This window comes from Paenibacillus massiliensis 2301065 = DSM 16942, assembly GCF_000377505.1.
GTDB classification, from domain to species: domain Bacteria; phylum Bacillota; class Bacilli; order Paenibacillales; family Paenibacillaceae; genus Paenibacillus; species Paenibacillus massiliensis.
This window is the reverse complement of the sequence record NZ_KB898190.1, coordinates 195,149-211,976: the sequence shown is the minus strand read 5'-3', so window position 1 is coordinate 211,976 and position 16,828 is coordinate 195,149. Positions and strand designations below refer to the sequence as shown.

The window sequence follows — 16,828 nt, the reverse complement described above, 5'->3', positions numbered from 1 at the left end:
TATAGGTTGAACTGTAAAATTGATAAGGGGGCAAGTAACGGAGGGGAAGTTTGGAACTGGAGGAGCGACAGCGACCGCCTTTGTCTCTGGATTTCCACGGCTATAGGCCGTTTATATGGAAGAAACCTGGAGACAACAGTGGCCGAAGGTTCAAACGTTCACCGCATTTGCACGGACCCGAAATCTTAACATGTTCAGTTCAATTTATATTGATATAGTGAATCAGCTTGGAAGGAGAGACCCTGCGCCATGGAACATCATGCAGAGCGAATACGCGAGCAGGAAAAGGCATTAGAACGCATCAACCATAAGCTAGCGCTGCTGCCGGATCAGCCGGGGTGCTACCTGATGAAGAATGAGGAAGGCACCATCATCTATGTTGGCAAGGCCAAGATTTTGAAGAACCGGGTGCGTTCTTATTTCCGTGGGAGCCATAATGGCAAGACCCAGCGCCTGGTAGCCGACATTCGTGATTTTGAATACATCGTGACGGCGAGCAACATGGAGGCACTGATTCTGGAGTGCAACCTGATCAAGAAGCATCAGCCTCGTTATAATGTCCTGCTGAAGGATGACAAGACGTTTCCCTATCTCAAAATAACCAACGAGCGTCATCCCAAACTGGAGGTCACACGCCGTGTCCTGAAGGACAAAGCTAAATATTTTGGCCCTTATCCCAATTCCTATGCGGCCCATCAGACGAAGAAGCTGCTAGACCGAATGTATCCTTTACGCAAATGTGGCGTGCTGCCAAAGGAAGTATGCCTCTACTACCATATGCATCAATGTCTTGGCCCTTGTGTACAGGAGGTCTCCGAAGAGACCTATGAGGATATCTCCAAAGAGATTGCTTCATTTCTGAGTGGCGGTCATGAGGAGATCAAGAAGGAGCTTCAGCGCAAGATGGAGGAAGCGGCCGAGGAGCTTTATTTTGAACGTGCAAAGGAGCTACGCGACCAGATTATCAGCATTGATGCGATTATGGAGAAGCAAAAGATTACGACGGCTGACACCAAGGATCGTGACGTCTTCGGCTATGCTGTGGATAAAGGCTGGATGAGCGTGCAGATTCTGTATGTTCGCAAAGGAAAAATGATTGGGCGGCACATGTCCTCCTTTCCTTTCTATGGAGAGGCGTACAGTGATTTTGTGTCCTTCGTGACCCAATATTATAGTGACAATCCGGCTCTGCCGCAGGAGATTCTGCTACCCGTCTTGAGCGAGCATGCGGCAAAGACTGAGCAGGAGCAGACCGAGCAGCCCGTAGTCGAAGTGAGAGGAGAGACCGCAGCAGAGGGAGAGGCTGAAGCAAGAGGGGAGGCATTATCACAGGAGGTAACGCCTGTCCTAGGTAATGACGAGGATTCGGCTGTATTGCAGACGAGAGTTGCACCAGCAGCGGATAACATAACGGCGCTGGAATCAGCGAGCCCATCTGCTGATCAGGACGGTTCATCTATCCATGAGGCAGCTGTATCCTATGAATTGAATTCGTCAGAGGCTTTGGAGGCAATTGAAGAAGCCCCCGCACTGACCGGAGGTCTCGATGATCCAAGCACAGCTGCCTCGGCACTGGAACAATGGCTCGGAGTCAAGGTGCATATTCCCCAGCGCGGCCTGAAGAAGCAGATGACAGGTATGGCTTCGGATAACGCGCGAGTCGCGCTGGACGAGAAGTTCCGCCTCATTGAACGCAATGAGGAGCGAACCTCCAAGGCTGCTGATAATCTGGGACGAGCGATCGGACTGGAGACGCTGTACCGAATTGAGGCGTTTGATAACTCCAACATTCAGGGAGCGAACCCGGTATCAGCGATGGTTGTCTTTGTGGATGGCAAGCCAGAGAAGAAGGAATACCGCAAATACAAAATCCGTTCCGTACAGGGACCAGACGATTATGAGACGATGCGCGAGGTTGTTCGTAGACGATATGAGCGTGTGCTGAAGGAGAATCTGCCGCAGCCAGACCTGATCATTGTCGATGGCGGTAAGGGACAGATCGCTGCAGCGATTGATGTGCTACACCATGAGCTTGGCTTGTTCATCCCGGTGAGTGGACTCGTCAAGGACTCCAAACACAAGACAGCTCAGCTACTGCTCGGTGATCCACCACAGCCAGTCGTGCTGCCACGCAACAGCGAGGAATTCTACCTGCTGCAGCGGATTCAGGAGGAGGTCCACCGCTTTGCAATTACCTTCCACCGCGAACAACGAGGCAAATCCATGGTCACCTCGCGACTCGATTCGATTCCGGGGATTGGAGAGAAGCGTCGGAAGATGCTGCTCAAGCATTTTGGCTCGATCAAAAAAATAAGAGAGGCCAGCGTCGAAGACTTCCGGCCTCTCTCTATAGGGGATAAGCTGGCAGCTACGATTATAGCTGCCCTTCAGGAGGAGTCGTAGGATACGACTTCTCTTTTTGTGTAGGATTATATTTGTACACGATATACCCGACAATGGCAGGCAATATGATGCCGACCACGCCAGCGGTTACATTGGACAACTGCCCCATCGTCATCAGGCTGATGCCCATAAGTATGCTGTTGAACACCACATGGCTGAACATGACAGTAATGAAGCCATAACGCAGGAAAATGAAGCTGAACAACAGTCCGATGAATAACAGCTCAATCGGTCTTGTAATGACTGGATAGATTGGATACAGCGTATGGCCGAAGGCCCAGATCAGTGATGTGATGATGCTGGCGACCAAGGTGCTGCGGACCATTCTTTTTACCATGGCAATTCCGAAGAAACGATAGACCGCTTCCTCACCAATGCCGGCCATCCAGGCCATAATGGGCAGTACCCACGCATAGGTCATATTAAAAGGCGATTGAGTCTCGTCCGTCGTCGACCAGGTACCAATCGTCATGCCGAGAATCACAAAGATGATGGACTGTACACCCAGTAATATGAACGCCCACAAGTAACCTGCCCACATACTGCGCAGGACGTAGAGCCCGTAACCTGGCTCTTTCGCTCTTGGCCATGGATTCCATCCATGCTCCCGCCACAGTGCATTGCCCCCGACTAATGAGAAGTAGACCGACCCAGCCATAACAATCGTAATGATCGTCTGGAAGATAATCAGAAATACCAGCATGAAGGAGCTTGTGCTCTCACTCTGGAAGACGGGAAGCATGTTGAAGAAGCTGATCATGGAAGCCAGGAAATAGACGATGCTCAGCACGATTCCTCTGCCAAAAGAGGTAAAGCTGCGCTTCACAATACTATACACAATGGCCAAAACGCCTAATACAAAGGTGAATAGGGCAAATCCGATATAATACATCCAATTCGCTTGCGCTGTCTGCTGCTTCACATAATCTGTGTGCAGCTTCGGTGCCACGAACATGGGCTCGAAGGATCGAATTTTACCATTCTCGAACAAGAACTTCAGCTCAAGTGGTGCTTCGCCAATCTGATGATTAGTAACCCGATAGAGCAGCCCAGTGTCGCCGTCGCTCGTGAGTAGCTCCAGCGTAGCAGGATCATAGCCCATATCGGTGAGGACGGCTTTCGCCTCAGCCTGTTTGTCTGCTAGGGAAATGCTACCTTCAGCAAAACGCAGCATCGTATCACTGGTCTCATCCTCCAGTACGCCTTCGGCCATAAATGAAGGGGTACCCCGATCGACGACAAAGCCTACAGCCTTACCCGTGACCATATCCAGGTCGACACGAAGCGTAGCATTGATATCATCATATGGGATATGAACACGGAACAGATCGTAAGGATATTCGGACACCCAAGTTCGGTTGTACTCCGCCAACAACTCATTTTTCATGAGATACCCATATAGATCGGAATGAGCACGGTAGGTGACCAGAGGATTCGCCGGGGTCTCTACCTGATAACCGAGTGTCTCTTTGATGAATGTAGTAGCTGAAGAGACAGCCTCTTGATCACTTATGGTCTTCTTCGGGACGAGCTCTTGATTGCCAGCCAGTGTCGGCAGGATGACCTGCAGCAGCAAAAATATGAACAGGCCAATGGCGCCAAGCAGGCTCAGAAGCTTGAAATTAGCCTTGAGCACGGCTGGTTTCCCAACAGGATTCATCTAATACCTCCTTTATGTACACCATTCTAAGATAACATAAGATGAAATTGAATCGCCAGTAAAGGCAAGCGTTACTACAATAAATGTGCTCCAAATGTACTTCGTCATCAATAGAATGCTCCAGCAAGAATGTATGAGAAACACAATAATCAGCAGTGAATCCGCAAAAAGGTCAGGGTTTTACCGAGATTTGCAGAAATTTTGCAGTATTTCACTGAAAATCCCTTTGTGAAGTGCAGGAGGAACGATTATAATTTGTATGCTAATCCAACTATGCATCCAACAATACATCCTGTACGTAATAAATAAATGTCTGTTTTTAAGTTTCAGTGGAGCTGAACAATTCAGTAATCGCAAGAAAAACCACTGCAAAATGCGGTCTGTCTTCTGTGAAAGTACAGCGATAGATGTTTTTATTAAGATTACAGAATTTAGAAGTTTTCAGCGGAGCTGAACAATTCAGTAATCGCAATAAAAACTTCCGCTAAATGCGGTCTGTCTTCTGTGAAATTACAACGATAAATGTTTTTATTAAGATTACAGAATTTCCAAGTTTCAGTGGAGCTGAACAATTCAGTAATCGCAATAAAAACTACTGCTAAATGCGGTCTGTCTTCTGTGAAGTACAACGATAAATGTTTTTATTATGTTTTACGTTGAAAGAAGAAATGCTATGAGTAGTTCGTCCTATGCTCAGCCTTTTGTTCACTTCGTCAGCTGGGGGAACGAGGATAGGTTTGGGGCTACTTGGGATAATTGTGCTTGAGGAGGTCGGCATGCAGCTTCACATTCAAAAATTCAGATTATCGCCACCCCGTATTCTGGCTGGGGGCTTCGCTCTTATTATATTTCTGGGCACATTGCTCTTGATGCTGCCTATTGCGAATACATCGGGAGAGCCCCTGCCATTTCTGGATGCGCTGTTCACGGCTACCTCGGCCACCTGTGTTACAGGCTTGGTCGTTGTAGATACAGGCACTCATTTTACCATATTCGGTCAGATCGTCATTGCAGTACTCATTCAGATCGGTGGGCTGGGCTTCATGACGATGGCTACGCTTGTAGCGTTGGTATTTAAGCGCAGAATCTCCTATAAGGAGAGACTAATCCTGCAGGAGGCGATGAACCAGACCTCTGTTGAGGGGATTGTTGCTCTCATTCGCAAGGTGATTATCTACTCATTGACGATTGAGGCGGTGTGCGCTGTTCTATTCGCGATTCGTTGGGCGTTTGACATGCCCTTGGGGCAAGCCTTGTATTTCGGTATCTGGCATTCGATATCCTTGTTTAACAATGCGGGGTTCGACATTTTCGGAGATTTCCGTAGTCTGACCGGCTATGTAGCAGACCCCTTCACTAATTTGATCTCGATTTTTCTGATTGTCACTGGTGGACTAGGCTTCGTTGTGCTGTCTGATCTGGTGGAATATCGGAGCAAACGACGTCTGTCTCTCCATTCCAAAGTGGTGCTAACAGTGACTCCTGCCCTGATCTTGGTAGGGATGCTGGTTATTTTGATCTTCGAATTCGTCAATCCCGCTACTCTTGGCCGTCTTGATGGGGGAGGTAAGCTTCTCGCTTCCCTGTTCCAGTCTGTGGCCACACGGACGGCAGGTGCAAATACACTGGATATTGCGAATATGGAGCAGGCTACGCAGTTTTTCATGATTTTATTAATGTTCATCGGTGCTTCTCCGGGATCAACTGGAGGTGGGATCAAAACGACTACGTTCGTGCTGCTGCTGGGTGCCGTATGGGCTATGATTAGAGGAAGAGAGGATATCGTGTTCTTTCGTTACAGGCTCGAACAGGAGCGTGTTCTCAAGGCTCTATCCATAGTGCTGCTGGCCCTGTTCATAGTCATTGGAGCGACGATGATCCTGTCTACGACGGAGGACCATCATTTTCTGATGATTCTGTTCGAGGCTACATCTGCCTTCGGGACGGTAGGGCTTAGTATGGGACTGACTCAGGATCTCACGGACGTCGGCAAAATGCTAATTATTATGCTAATGTTCATTGGCCGGGTCGGACTGATTACGATGGCGTATGCATTAGGTCGCCGCGAGGGTAAAGAACTGTATAGACATCCTGAGGGCAAGATGATTATCGGTTGATTCGTTACGTTAAGAAGAAATTCATCATGGGTTAAGAATAGGAGAGTTACGGAGAGGTCATGAAAACAGGGCAGTATGTCATCATTGGACTGGGACGGTTCGGCGCAAATCTGGGAATACAGCTTATGGAGATGGGCTGTGAGGTACTGGGCATTGATAAAGATGAGGAAGCAGTAGATGAGATGAGTGAGCTGCTGACGCATACGGTTGTGGCTGATGCCACCGATGAGCAGACGCTTCGTTCCCTTGGGGTACGGAACTTTGACTGCGGAATCGTAGCGATCGGCAACGATATTCAGATGAGCATTCTGACTACGATCCTGCTCAAGGAAATGGGAGTCAAGACGGTCATAGCCAAAGCCATCTCCAAGCTGCACGGACGGGCACTGGAAAAGCTGGGCGTGGATCGTATTGTATACCCAGAACGCGACATGGCCATACGGGTGGCTCATCAGCTCGTTACTCCGCATCTGCTGGACTACCTGGAATTATCAGGTGAATACTCCATTGTGGAGCTCAAGGTACCCGCTTGTCTTCATGATATGACACTGGCAGACCTGAATTCTCGCACCCGTTTCGGCTGCACGGTCGTAGCCCTTCATACCTCTGCGGGGGTGCGCATTGCGCCTACGGCCATGGATCGACTGCAAAAGGATGATATCATGGTCGTCATCGGAAGCAATGATAATCTGGAGCGCTTCGAGGATGAGGTCGTTAATGAGTAAGGATGTAGATTTATCTTCAATAGCAGTGCTTTCGTGGATGTTTTTTAACTTTTTTTACAAATATATGATTTAGTATTTCAAACGGCTGTGATATTGTTGCTGGAGATAGCAACAATATCACAGCTTTTTTTGGTTGTACAATTAAATTTTGACAATGAAATTCACAAAAAAATGAAGGGAAAAAATGAAGATTTGGCAGTTAGCTACAGGATTAAATGCTTTAATGATTGACATTGAAGACGGAACAAAACCAGAAATTGATGAAATACTTGGTAATATATCAAGGGGACAACCTATAAAGGATACATGGAAACCTTTAAAAGTAATTTATAAAACAGATAAAAACAAAGCAATTGACTTTCCTTGATATGCACCTGCTATGAATGTTTTTCATGAACGTTCAATCACAATTCTTGAGCCATTAATCGCGGATTTAGTAGAATTTTTACCGTTAATAGATGATAAATATCAATTTTATTTCTGTAATGTAACCAATATATTGGACTGCGTGGATCATGCAGAATTCTGATCCGGAAATTAAGTATGATATTTTGTTTTCTTATCATAGCTTATACTTCAAAGAAGAAATGCTGCGTACGGAGAAAAGACATATTTTCAAGATACCTGAATTAGTAAGAACTAGTGTATATGTGTCAGATGAGTTTCGTGATGCTGTGCTAGAGGCGGGTCTGAAAGGATTAGATTTCATCCCGGTATGGGATTCCGAGTTCACAAAAGCAGACGAGCTTGCTCAGAAGGAGCGTTATGAGCATTATTTAGCTGAATTGGAGAAGAATAAGGGAGTCGAAATGGATTGGGATACAGCTATGAAGCTTCTTAATGAAGGCAAAGCCGTAGCTAGTGCTCATTGGAAATTGAAAAAGGATGCAAGCAAGGAGCTGCTGGTGGGGAACTTAACCTATGACCTTAATTACGATTTTGCCAAGTTGATTTTTATTCCTCCAATTCTTTTGGATTTGAAGTGGCATGAAGTCGAACGAGGTGAGTAGTCAGAACTTGGAGAGGTGCTCTGGCAAGTTTCTCGGCTCCCGTTTAGGTGAGTTATTGAAGTAAATAGCATTTCTATGAAAAGAAAGCTGTATCTGTATTTTTCTCAGATTCAGCTTTCTTTTCGGATAGTTACAATCGTGCTTCAGATCATCCGGTACCCAGCAAAGGAAGCGCGTGTCTCGCTAATCCACTGCCTGGCAGTCGGTCCATGCTCGACGGTCTCAGCGTAGATGAGACAGGTTGTTCGCCGAGTCTCCTTCAACTCGGGCATGAACACGGCTACGAGGCCGCTATCCCGTACCAGCTCCTTGCGCAGATAGGATTTGGGCAGCAATGCGGCTGCCTTGCAGGTAGGCAGTAGGCGCACGATCGCTTCGAAGGAATCAATCTCCATGCGAATGTCCGGCATAATGCCACTCTGCTGGAACAGCTCGTCCGTGAGGCGACGATACCACGTTCCCTTGGAGAAGAAAATCATCGGTAGTCCTTGCAACTCAGCCATTCCAGTTGGTCCCGGCTGTGCGGCCAGCGGGTGCCCGACAGGGACGACCAGCATCAGATGATCATCGAAGAGTGGGACACAGCTCAGCCCGGGCTCTTCAATGGAGGAGCCTACGATGCCGGCATCTGCCTTCTTGTCCCGCACAAAGCCGACGATCTCATGCGTCTTGCCGGTCAGTAGCTTCAGCTCAGTCTGGGGGTGCTTGCTCATGAAAGCCTCCATCAGCGTAGGCAGGGTTGTCTGAATCGTCGTCAGACTTGCACCCAGCGTCAATTCGCTCTGCCCCTCCTGCTTGTATTGCGACAGCTTGTTCAGGAAGCGAAGCTGCCGCTGTCTTTGCTCCAGCGCGAAGGTGTAGACAAAGCGACCGGTAGAAGTTAATTCCAGCCGCTTACCGCGTCTGTCGAACAGTTTGACTCCCAGTTCCTCCTCCAGCTTGGCTATTTTTCGTGACAGGGCAGGCTGTGATAAATTTAATAGCTTTGAAGCCTTATTCAGGCTCGATTGCTCTACAACGACGGCAAACGCACTCATATCCTCAAACAGGGCTACCAGCTCCTTTTCGTCTAAATCAACCAACCACAGCTTAGTTTTAACGGGTATATGCTTAAATGTTATAACAATTAATAAATATATTGCAATTCCATTATAAGATGAAAAGGAGTAACATAAAAAGTGACACAAGTTGTTCACAGTTAATCAGTCAGGTTTAGGAACAATTTGTCGAAACTCCTCTTGGGAGATATGATAAATATAGAATTTGAAAACGCTATTTTTGGGAAGGGGAACAATGCATATGAAAGGGTTTTACTCCCGCAAGATTCACTCTTTGCTTGGTATCATTCCACTGGGCCTGTTTTTTGTGAATCACCTGCTCGCCAATTTCAGCGCAGTAGAGAACGGCAAGGAAGGCTTTGACAAGAGCGTGGCTTTCATTAATGGTCTACCGCTGATCCTGGTTTTGGAGTTCGTAATGATCTATTTACCGATGCTGTTCCACGGTGTATATGGTCTATACATTGCCTACCAGGCGAAGCCGAATGTGAATCGCTACGGGTATGAGCGCAACTGGCGCTATTTGGTACAGCGGATTACAGGCGTCATTGCCTTCGTCTTCATTATCTGGCACGTGTATGATACGCGAGTGCAGGTGGCATTGGGCAACATTACGCATGAGCAGCTTGGCGGCCAGATGTATGCTATTCTGAGCAATCCTGTATCGTTCGTCCTCTACACAATCAGTGTAGTGGCCGTATCCTTTCACTTTGCCAATGGACTATGGTCCTTCCTGGTTAGCTGGGGGATTACAGTAGGTGCACGTGCTCAACGTGTCTCCTCTTTCATTTGCATGGGAGTATTTGCAGTGATGTCCGTCATGTTCATTGCGACACTCTTTGCGTTCCGTGGGGCTGAATTCAGTGAGGCAACCTCTCTGCTGAATACCATTTCCGCTCTGTACAGCTAAGAATGGATTATAGAGGTTTACATCATAGTAGATGATCATAACAAGATTCATCGGCAAGTATTACTGAAGAGGAAGTGAGAATTCATGGCAGCATCCAATATTATTGTCGTGGGCGGCGGTCTCGCTGGCTTGATGGCGACCATCAAGGCGGCAGAAGCAGGCGTTCACGTAGACCTATTCTCGCTGGTACCAGTCAAGCGCTCACACTCGGTCTGTGCGCAGGGCGGTATTAACGGAGCAGTAAATACCAAAGGTGAGGGCGACTCCCCGTGGATTCACTTCGATGATTCCGTCTATGGGGGAGATTTCCTGGCTAATCAGCCACCAGTTAAGGCGATGTGCGAAGCGGCACCGGGTATTATCCACCTCATGGATCGTATGGGTGTTATGTTCAACCGTACCCCTGAGGGTCTGCTTGATTTCCGCCGTTTTGGTGGTACTCAGCATCACCGTACTGCATTTGCAGGTGCTACGACAGGGCAGCAGCTCTTGTATGCATTGGATGAGCAGGTACGTCGCTGGGAAGCAGCAGGACTTGTCACCAAGCACGAGAACTCTGAATTCCTTCAGGCTGTTATTGATGATGAGGGGATCTGCCGTGGTATTGTGGCTCAGGAGCTGAAGACGATGGAGATCGCGACCATTATAGCCGATGCCGTTATTCTTGCCTCCGGTGGCCCTGGCATTATTTTCGGTAAAACGACGAATTCCGTCATTAATACCGGAACTGCTGCCGGCGCGGTATATCAGCAGGGTGTACGCTATGCAAATGGTGAGTTCATCCAGATTCACCCAACGGCCATTCCTGGTGATGACAAGCTGCGTCTGATGTCCGAGTCGGCTCGCGGTGAAGGTGGGCGGATCTGGACTTATAAGGACGGTAAGCCTTGGTACTTCCTGGAGGAAAAATATCCGGCTTACGGCAACCTGGTTCCGCGTGATATCGCAACTCGTGAAATCTTCAGTGTCTGCGTGGATCAGGGGCTCGGAATTAACGGCGAGAACATGGTCTATCTGGACTTATCACATAAGGACCCCAAAGAGCTGGACGTCAAGCTCGGTGGAATTATTGAAATCTATGAGAAATTCGTCGGTGACGATCCACGCAAGCTGCCCATGCGCATCTTCCCTGCGGTTCACTACTCCATGGGTGGGATGTGGGTAGATTACAATCAAATGACGAACATTCCTGGTCTGTTCGCTGCTGGTGAATGTGAGTTCCAGTATCATGGTGCGAACCGTCTCGGCGCGAACTCCTTGCTATCAGCTATCTATGGCGGCATGGTTGCTGGCCCGAAAGCAGTAGAGTACATCAAGGGGCTTAAGAAATCGGCTCGCGATGTAGCTTCCTCTGTATTCGAGGGGCAACGCAAGCAGCAGGTAGATAAATATGAAGGTATTCTGACCAACGATGGTAACGAGAACGCCTATGTCATTCATAAAGAGCTTGGCGAGTGGATGACCAACAATATGACAGTGGTGCGCTACAACGATAAGCTCGAAGCGACGATCAACAAAATCAAGGAGCTCAAGCAGCGCTACCGCAAAATTAACATCAATGACGCATCGCGCTGGAACAATACCGGCGCAGCCTTCACACGTCAGCTGTGGAATATGCTGGAGCTGGCAGAGGCGATGACCAAGGGTGCGCTGCTGCGTGATGAGAGCCGTGGTGCACACTATAAGCCGGAATTCCCGGATCGGAATGATGAAGGGTTCCTAAAGACGACCATTGCGGATTGGACTCCGGAAGGGCCACAAATCTCGTACGAGCCTGTGGACGTATCTCTCATTCCACCGCGTGTACGTGACTATTCCAAGAGCAAATAATTCGGCCAAGATGGCTGAAGTGACGACTACCCGGTCTGTCTGCGCCTATATTAACGGGCAGCCGGAGGAAAGGATGAAATAGGATGGCCGATGTGAAAAAAACGCTTAAGCTAGTCATTACCCGTCAGGATCAGCCGGAGTCGGCACCGTATAAGGAAGAGTTCGAGATTCCTTACCGCTCTGGCATGAATGTCATCAGTGCTCTGATGGAGATTCAGCGGAATCCAGTCACCAGCTCAGGGGGCGATACAGCACCAGTATGCTGGGAATCCAACTGTCTGGAGGAGGTATGTGGTGCCTGCTCCATGGTGATTAACGGCAAGCCGCGTCAGGCTTGTGCGGCGTTGATCGATCAACTGGAGCAGCCGGTACAGGTGGCACCGATGAGCACCTTCCCTGTAGTACGGGATCTGGTCATTGACCGTGGACGGATGTTCAATGCACTGAAGAAGGTAAAAGCATGGATTCCAATCGACGGTACCTACGACCTGGGTGCCGGTCCGAGAATGAATGAGAAGAAACGACAATGGGCTTATGAGCTGTCCAAATGTATGACCTGCGGCGTCTGCCTGGAGGCTTGTCCGAATGTGAATGAGAAGACAGACTTCATTGGACCTGCGGCGATCTCTCAGGTTCGTCTATTCAACAGTCATCCTACAGGTGAGATGAACAAGGATGAGCGTCTGGAGGCGCTCATGGAGGCTGGTGGAATCGAAGGCTGCGGCAACTCACAGAACTGTGTACGCGCTTGTCCGAAAGGTATTCCATTGACAACTTCAATTGCTGAAATGAACAAGGAAACGACCAAGCACATGTTTAAGCGTTGGCTGACGGTGTAACGGTACAGCATCCTTGAAATGCTCCCTGTCATGAGAACTGCACAGCAGTTGTCTGGCGGGGAGCGTTTTTTTTCAATAGACTTCCGGCTTATGATATACTACGTGTAATAAAAACGACCCAGTACCTTAATCAGATTACAGCTGAGTATAGAGTCGCCGCAAGCGGTGAGCCTTGTCGAACGCTCTTAAGCCTGCTGTTCCATGATTTAAGGTGAATAGCGGTTTGAACAGCAAGCTGAAAGGAATTGAGCGTATGACTCATAACATGATCATTGAGCAGCCCCTTACGCAGACGGAGCTTGTGCGTTCCCTGCATAATCTGGGTGTTCGTGAAGGCATGACACTGCTCGTACATACTTCGCTGCGCAGCTTCGGACGATATATTCCAGGCGACGCGAGCACTGTCATTACGGCGCTCCGACTCGCATTGGGGCCGCAAGGAACGCTGGTCATGCCGACGCAATCGAGTGATCTGACAGATCCTGCAACATGGCAGGCTCCTCCGGCAGATCCGAAATGGTGGAATCTGATCCGCGAGGAGATGCCGGCTTATGATCCATACTTGACGGTTACAAATGGCATGGGGCGAGTCGCCGAGCTGTTTCGGCTGTTGCCTGGAGTGATACGTAGCATGCATCCCCAGCTCTCCTTTGCTGCTCAAGGTCCATTTGCAGAGGCCTTGCTAGCTGAGCACAGTCTTGATTTTGCACTTGGCGAGGCTTCTCCACTGGCAAGAATGTATGAGAACGATGCTTATGTGTTACTGTTAGGCTGCGGACATGACAGTAATACCTCGTTGCATCTTGCAGAGTACAGGACGGATTATGCAGGGAAAGAAGAGCAGGAGCTTCTGGCGCCTGTGCTACAGCAGGGGAACAAGCAATGGGTTAAGCGTCGGGATATCAATATTACGTCAGATGATTTTGACCGCCTGGGGGCAGATTTTGAGCGGGATTACCCAGGTGAGGCTCGGCGTATGGAGATCGGTCAGGCATCCTGTTTCTTGGGCCGACAGCGGGTGTTAGTCGATTATGCTCAAGCATGGCTACCGGTCAACCGAACTTTATAAATAAGGAGGCCTGATGCATATGGTGGATAAACCGCATGCAGGGAGGCCTGAGTCGGATAGGGAGAAGGAAGCTACAGATACTAGGCAGGGTCTGGATGAGATGACATCTGGGCCGACAGTAGCCTCTGGAGAGCTCAAGATGACACGGCGAAGCTTTCTGAAGAAGGGGGCTGTTGCGGCGGTAGGTATGGCCCTGCTGACGGGCGGATATGCCAGTGTCTGGGAGCCACACAGGCTGGAGATTACCCGGTTGTCGCTCAGCTTCCCGGGGCTGCCGAGTAGCTTTGATGGTATGCGTATCGTGCATTTCAGCGATATGCATCTGGGCTTCTTTACGAATGATGATCATATTGACAATATGGCAGAGGCTATTCGACAGCTTCAGCCAGATTTGCTGTGCTTCACGGGTGACATTGTCGATGATTATGCTGATTCCATGCAGGACTACCTTCCCTTGCTGGCTGCAATGGAGGCCCCGCTGGGGAAGTACACTGTGCTAGGTAATCATGATTATCGGGGTATACCCGAAGGAGTGCAGGCATTATATAAGCATACTGGATTTCGCTTGCTCAAAAATGAACACGAGATCCTTGAGCGTCACGGAGAGCGATTAGCTATTGTTGGCCTGGAGGATTTGCTGCTTAGCAAGCCGGATCTGTCTAGAGCCATAGCAGGGATTCCAGCCACCATGTTCAAGCTGCTGCTCATGCATGCGCCTGATTTTGCAGATCAGGCTGCAGAAGCTGGCATTCATTTGCAGCTGTCTGGGCACAGCCATGGAGGGCAGATTCGGGCCCCGTTCCTTGGTGCGCTCAAGACTCCACCTGGTGGACGCAAGTACGTGCAGGGGCTATATAGCGTAGGAGAGCGTAAGATGCCAGTATACGTAAATCGAGGTATCGGGATGACCCAACTGCCTGTCCGGGTATTGTGTCCGCCTGAGCTTACGGTGCTTACGCTCCGAAGAGGACAGGATGTGTAGCGTCTGGAGTGCTCAGGGTGCAATTCGTTCAGCGAGGTTAGAGATGAAGGAGGAATCAGGATGCAACGAATTGCTATAGTCTCGGATTTGCACGGCAATCTGGCTGCATGGAATGCAGTACTGGAGGATATATCTGTACGAGGGGTTACGGAAATCTACTGCCTGGGAGATCTGGTCGGTAAAGGGCCGAACCCTGTAGAGGTATTTGAAAGTGCACGTAAGCACTGCAGGATCATGATTAGAGGGAACTGGGATGAGCTTATCGGACGAGAATCGGACGAGAACTTCAGTTGGCATGCGAAGCTATTGGGGCCACAGCGAGTTCGTGAGCTAGGGGAGCTGCCATTCCATTATGATTTTCTAATGAGTGGGCGCCGTATTCGGCTTGTCCATGCTTCTCCGCAGAGCGTCTACCACCGGGTACAACCGTGGGATTCCGCTGAAAGTCGAATGGGGATGTTCGATCCAACACCCGATGAGCAGGAAGACAGCCGTTTCGAACCTGATACCGTGGGGTATGGAGATGTACATAATGCATTTCTGCAACACCTGCACGGCAGAACTTTATTCAATGTAGGCAGTGTGGGCAATCCGCTGGATATGACGGAGGCTTCGTATTGTATCCTGGAGGGGCATATAGGAGACACTACACGGGAAGGCTTCTCGATCCAGTTCATTCGAGTCCCGTACGATATTGAACTGGCTGTAAGACAGGCTGAAGAGGCCAAGGTGCCATCATTGAATTATTACATCAGAGAATTACGGACTGCCATATACAGAGGCTTGCAGGATTAAGCTTCCGGTCCCGCGATATGAATGTCAGGCTGTGGACGCCCACCGGAGGTACCCAAGGAGGTAATATGGTGCTGACGAAACAGACAATTCGTGCTTCACTTCCCGAGCTATATTCAGCAAGGACCAGAATGCGCAAGCTGCGTCCAGAGGATGGAGGCAGGCTGAGGCAGCTGCTGTCAGACCCGCTCGTAGTCCAATATGTCAATCGTAATAACAAGCCACCTGAGGAACGGGCTCTTCGACTTGTACAGCAAATCCATACCAGCGCAGCCGCTCTGGAGGCCTTACATTATGTAATCACACTCCGTGAGCATGAGACGGTGATTGGGCTGATCTCATATCAGCACTGGAATGAGCGGAATGGTCAGGTGCAGATTGGCTATATTCTGGAGCGGGACTATTGGGGGCAGGGGCTGGCAAGTGAGATCGTGAAGGAGTGGCTAGCTCTGGGCTTTAGCAATCTGGGCTTCAAACGAGTCGAGGGCAGATGCCATGAGCAGAACGGAGCTTCGGCACGTGTGCTGCTGAAGAACGGAATGAAGCTGGATCGTAAGCTAGGCTATCACGGTATCGGAAACGAAGGCACGATCGTAGAGGTTTATGGCATCAATGCGGAGGAGTTCATCACTTCGAATGAGGGGACTCACCAAGCGCGATATTGAGCTCTGATTTCTTATCGTTATGTTTTGTTACACAATTGAAATATAGATGCAAAAAGACTCTAACAGACAACGGGTACAATGATGACATGACCCCCTTTTGAATATTATAAATTTTGGGACCCGAAGCTTCGGGTCCACTTTTTTTGTTGGCTATGTTAAATTCTAATGTTGATATTTGACCATAAGAAAACCGCCTCAGTTGAAAGGCGGTTCATTAGCTATCGTACCCGTTTGTTTAAGAATTACCTGCACGTAATAACCAATTGTTGACCCACAATAATAGTGTTGGTACAATCTATAAAACAAATTGGAGGAGATACCATGGAAGCCATCTTACAACATCTTAATTTTAGGATTACGGATGTTCCATCCAGAATCCATACTTATTCTGAACTCGATTTTTCTATTCGGACCCGACCAAACAGTTGGTCAAAAAAGGAAATACTAGGGCATCTGTGTGACTCCGCACTTACTAATTTACAACGATTTGTGCGTTCTCAATATGAATCTCAACCTTACTCAGTGTTAAAATACGCCCAGAATCATTGGGTGGAACTCATGAATTACCAAAACCTAAGTATTGATCATATTTTGGCTCTTTGGGTTATGTTGAATAAGCAAGTGGCTGAAGTCATTGCAAACATTCCTGAAGACAAGTTGCTGTATTTATGCGACATTGGTGAAGAAAAACTTGTTACGTTAGAGTGGCTTATAAAAGACTATGTTGAGCACTTGGAACACCATCTCGAACAAATTTTTAGTACATAA

General features: G+C 48.7%; 15 protein-coding genes. 13 read left to right on the top strand and 2 right to left on the bottom strand.

Annotation, left to right across the window (positions count from 1 at the left end; genetic code table 11):
- The first annotated feature begins 249 nt into the window (after positions 1-249).
- On the top strand, positions 250-2,403 hold the full coding sequence (uvrC, locus tag D328_RS0113630; protein WP_018885580.1) for an excinuclease ABC subunit UvrC: 2,154 nt from the start codon (positions 250-252) through the stop codon (positions 2,401-2,403).
- Here the strand turns inward: uvrC and D328_RS0113625 are convergent.
- The gene (locus D328_RS0113625) at positions 2,375-4,063 is read right to left on the bottom strand and encodes a CPBP family intramembrane glutamic endopeptidase (RefSeq protein WP_018885579.1); all 1,689 of its coding nucleotides are present in this window, start codon (positions 4,061-4,063) and stop codon (positions 2,375-2,377) included. The two genes, uvrC and D328_RS0113625, sit on opposite strands and share 29 nt — an antisense overlap.
- Positions 4,064-4,839: 776 nt before the next feature.
- On the opposite strand from D328_RS0113625, the gene D328_RS0113615 reads away from it, so the two are divergent.
- The 4 genes from D328_RS0113615 to D328_RS0113600 all read left to right on the top strand — a co-directional run bounded on the left by D328_RS0113615 (position 4,840) and on the right by D328_RS0113600 (position 7,915).
- Positions 4,840-6,180, top strand: coding sequence for a TrkH family potassium uptake protein (locus D328_RS0113615; protein WP_018885577.1), 1,341 nt, complete (start codon positions 4,840-4,842; stop codon positions 6,178-6,180).
- A gap of 59 nt (positions 6,181-6,239) precedes the next feature.
- Positions 6,240-6,905: a potassium channel family protein gene (locus D328_RS0113610; RefSeq protein WP_018885576.1), complete on the top strand. Its 666-nt coding sequence runs from the start codon at positions 6,240-6,242 to the stop codon at positions 6,903-6,905.
- A 184-nt stretch (positions 6,906-7,089) separates the two neighbouring features.
- The gene (locus tag D328_RS0113605) at positions 7,090-7,272 is read left to right on the top strand and encodes a hypothetical protein (protein ID WP_018885575.1); all 183 of its coding nucleotides are present in this window, start codon (positions 7,090-7,092) and stop codon (positions 7,270-7,272) included.
- A gap of 148 nt (positions 7,273-7,420) precedes the next feature.
- Positions 7,421-7,915, top strand: a complete 495-nt coding sequence (locus D328_RS0113600) for an imm11 family protein (protein ID WP_018885574.1) — start codon at positions 7,421-7,423, stop codon at positions 7,913-7,915.
- Between the two features lie 143 nt (positions 7,916-8,058).
- Here the strand turns inward: D328_RS0113600 and D328_RS0113595 are convergent, their stop codons facing one another.
- Complete coding sequence (locus tag D328_RS0113595; protein WP_025680176.1) at positions 8,059-8,964, bottom strand: LysR family transcriptional regulator; 906 nt, start codon at positions 8,962-8,964, stop codon at positions 8,059-8,061.
- Between the two features lie 250 nt (positions 8,965-9,214).
- On the opposite strand from D328_RS0113595, the gene D328_RS0113590 reads away from it, so the two are divergent.
- The 8 genes from D328_RS0113590 to D328_RS0113555 all read left to right on the top strand — a co-directional run bounded on the left by D328_RS0113590 (position 9,215) and on the right by D328_RS0113555 (position 16,828).
- Positions 9,215-9,883, top strand: a complete 669-nt coding sequence (locus D328_RS0113590; protein ID WP_025680175.1) for a succinate dehydrogenase cytochrome b558 subunit — start codon at positions 9,215-9,217, stop codon at positions 9,881-9,883.
- An 84-nt stretch (positions 9,884-9,967) separates the two neighbouring features.
- Positions 9,968-11,713: a succinate dehydrogenase flavoprotein subunit gene (gene sdhA / locus D328_RS0113585; RefSeq protein ID WP_018885571.1), complete on the top strand. Its 1,746-nt coding sequence runs from the start codon at positions 9,968-9,970 to the stop codon at positions 11,711-11,713.
- Positions 11,714-11,796: 83 nt separating this feature from the next.
- Positions 11,797-12,552, top strand: a complete 756-nt coding sequence (gene sdhB, locus D328_RS0113580; RefSeq protein ID WP_018885570.1) for a succinate dehydrogenase iron-sulfur subunit — start codon at positions 11,797-11,799, stop codon at positions 12,550-12,552.
- Positions 12,553-12,805: 253 nt separating this feature from the next.
- Complete coding sequence (locus D328_RS0113575; protein WP_026281168.1) at positions 12,806-13,621, top strand: aminoglycoside N(3)-acetyltransferase; 816 nt, start codon at positions 12,806-12,808, stop codon at positions 13,619-13,621.
- A gap of 19 nt (positions 13,622-13,640) precedes the next feature.
- Entirely contained in the window at positions 13,641-14,603 is a 963-nt protein-coding gene (locus D328_RS0113570) for a metallophosphoesterase (RefSeq protein ID WP_018885568.1), read from the top strand.
- Positions 14,604-14,663: 60 nt separating this feature from the next.
- A complete protein-coding gene (locus D328_RS0113565; protein WP_018885567.1) occupies positions 14,664-15,398 on the top strand; it encodes a metallophosphoesterase family protein in 735 nt (244 codons plus the stop codon).
- Between the two features lie 65 nt (positions 15,399-15,463).
- Complete coding sequence (locus D328_RS29105) at positions 15,464-16,060, top strand: GNAT family N-acetyltransferase (RefSeq protein WP_018885566.1); 597 nt, start codon at positions 15,464-15,466, stop codon at positions 16,058-16,060.
- A 321-nt stretch (positions 16,061-16,381) separates the two neighbouring features.
- Positions 16,382-16,828, top strand: coding sequence for a DinB family protein (locus tag D328_RS0113555; RefSeq protein ID WP_018885565.1), 447 nt, complete (start codon positions 16,382-16,384; stop codon positions 16,826-16,828).

Excerpts from the sequence above, each read along its gene's own strand:
- D328_RS0113555 (WP_018885565.1), top strand. The coding sequence starts at position 16,382 with ATGGAAGCCATCTTACAACATCTTAATTTTAGGATTACGGATGTTCCA.
- D328_RS29105 (WP_018885566.1), top strand. The coding sequence starts at position 15,464 with ATGGTGCTGACGAAACAGACAATTCGTGCTTCACTTCCCGAGCTATAT.
- D328_RS0113575 (WP_026281168.1), top strand. The coding sequence starts at position 12,806 with ATGACTCATAACATGATCATTGAGCAGCCCCTTACGCAGACGGAGCTT.
- D328_RS0113610 (WP_018885576.1), top strand. The coding sequence starts at position 6,240 with ATGAAAACAGGGCAGTATGTCATCATTGGACTGGGACGGTTCGGCGCA.
- sdhA (WP_018885571.1), top strand. The coding sequence starts at position 9,968 with ATGGCAGCATCCAATATTATTGTCGTGGGCGGCGGTCTCGCTGGCTTG.
- D328_RS0113570 (WP_018885568.1), top strand. The coding sequence starts at position 13,641 with ATGGTGGATAAACCGCATGCAGGGAGGCCTGAGTCGGATAGGGAGAAG.
- D328_RS0113590 (WP_025680175.1), top strand. The coding sequence starts at position 9,215 with ATGAAAGGGTTTTACTCCCGCAAGATTCACTCTTTGCTTGGTATCATT.
- D328_RS0113600 (WP_018885574.1), top strand. The coding sequence starts at position 7,421 with ATGCAGAATTCTGATCCGGAAATTAAGTATGATATTTTGTTTTCTTAT.
- D328_RS0113625 (WP_018885579.1), bottom strand. The coding sequence starts at position 4,063 with ATGAATCCTGTTGGGAAACCAGCCGTGCTCAAGGCTAATTTCAAGCTT.
- D328_RS0113565 (WP_018885567.1), top strand. The coding sequence starts at position 14,664 with ATGCAACGAATTGCTATAGTCTCGGATTTGCACGGCAATCTGGCTGCA.
- D328_RS0113605 (WP_018885575.1), top strand. The coding sequence starts at position 7,090 with ATGAAGATTTGGCAGTTAGCTACAGGATTAAATGCTTTAATGATTGAC.
- uvrC (WP_018885580.1), top strand. The coding sequence starts at position 250 with ATGGAACATCATGCAGAGCGAATACGCGAGCAGGAAAAGGCATTAGAA.
- D328_RS0113615 (WP_018885577.1), top strand. The coding sequence starts at position 4,840 with ATGCAGCTTCACATTCAAAAATTCAGATTATCGCCACCCCGTATTCTG.
- sdhB (WP_018885570.1), top strand. The coding sequence starts at position 11,797 with ATGGCCGATGTGAAAAAAACGCTTAAGCTAGTCATTACCCGTCAGGAT.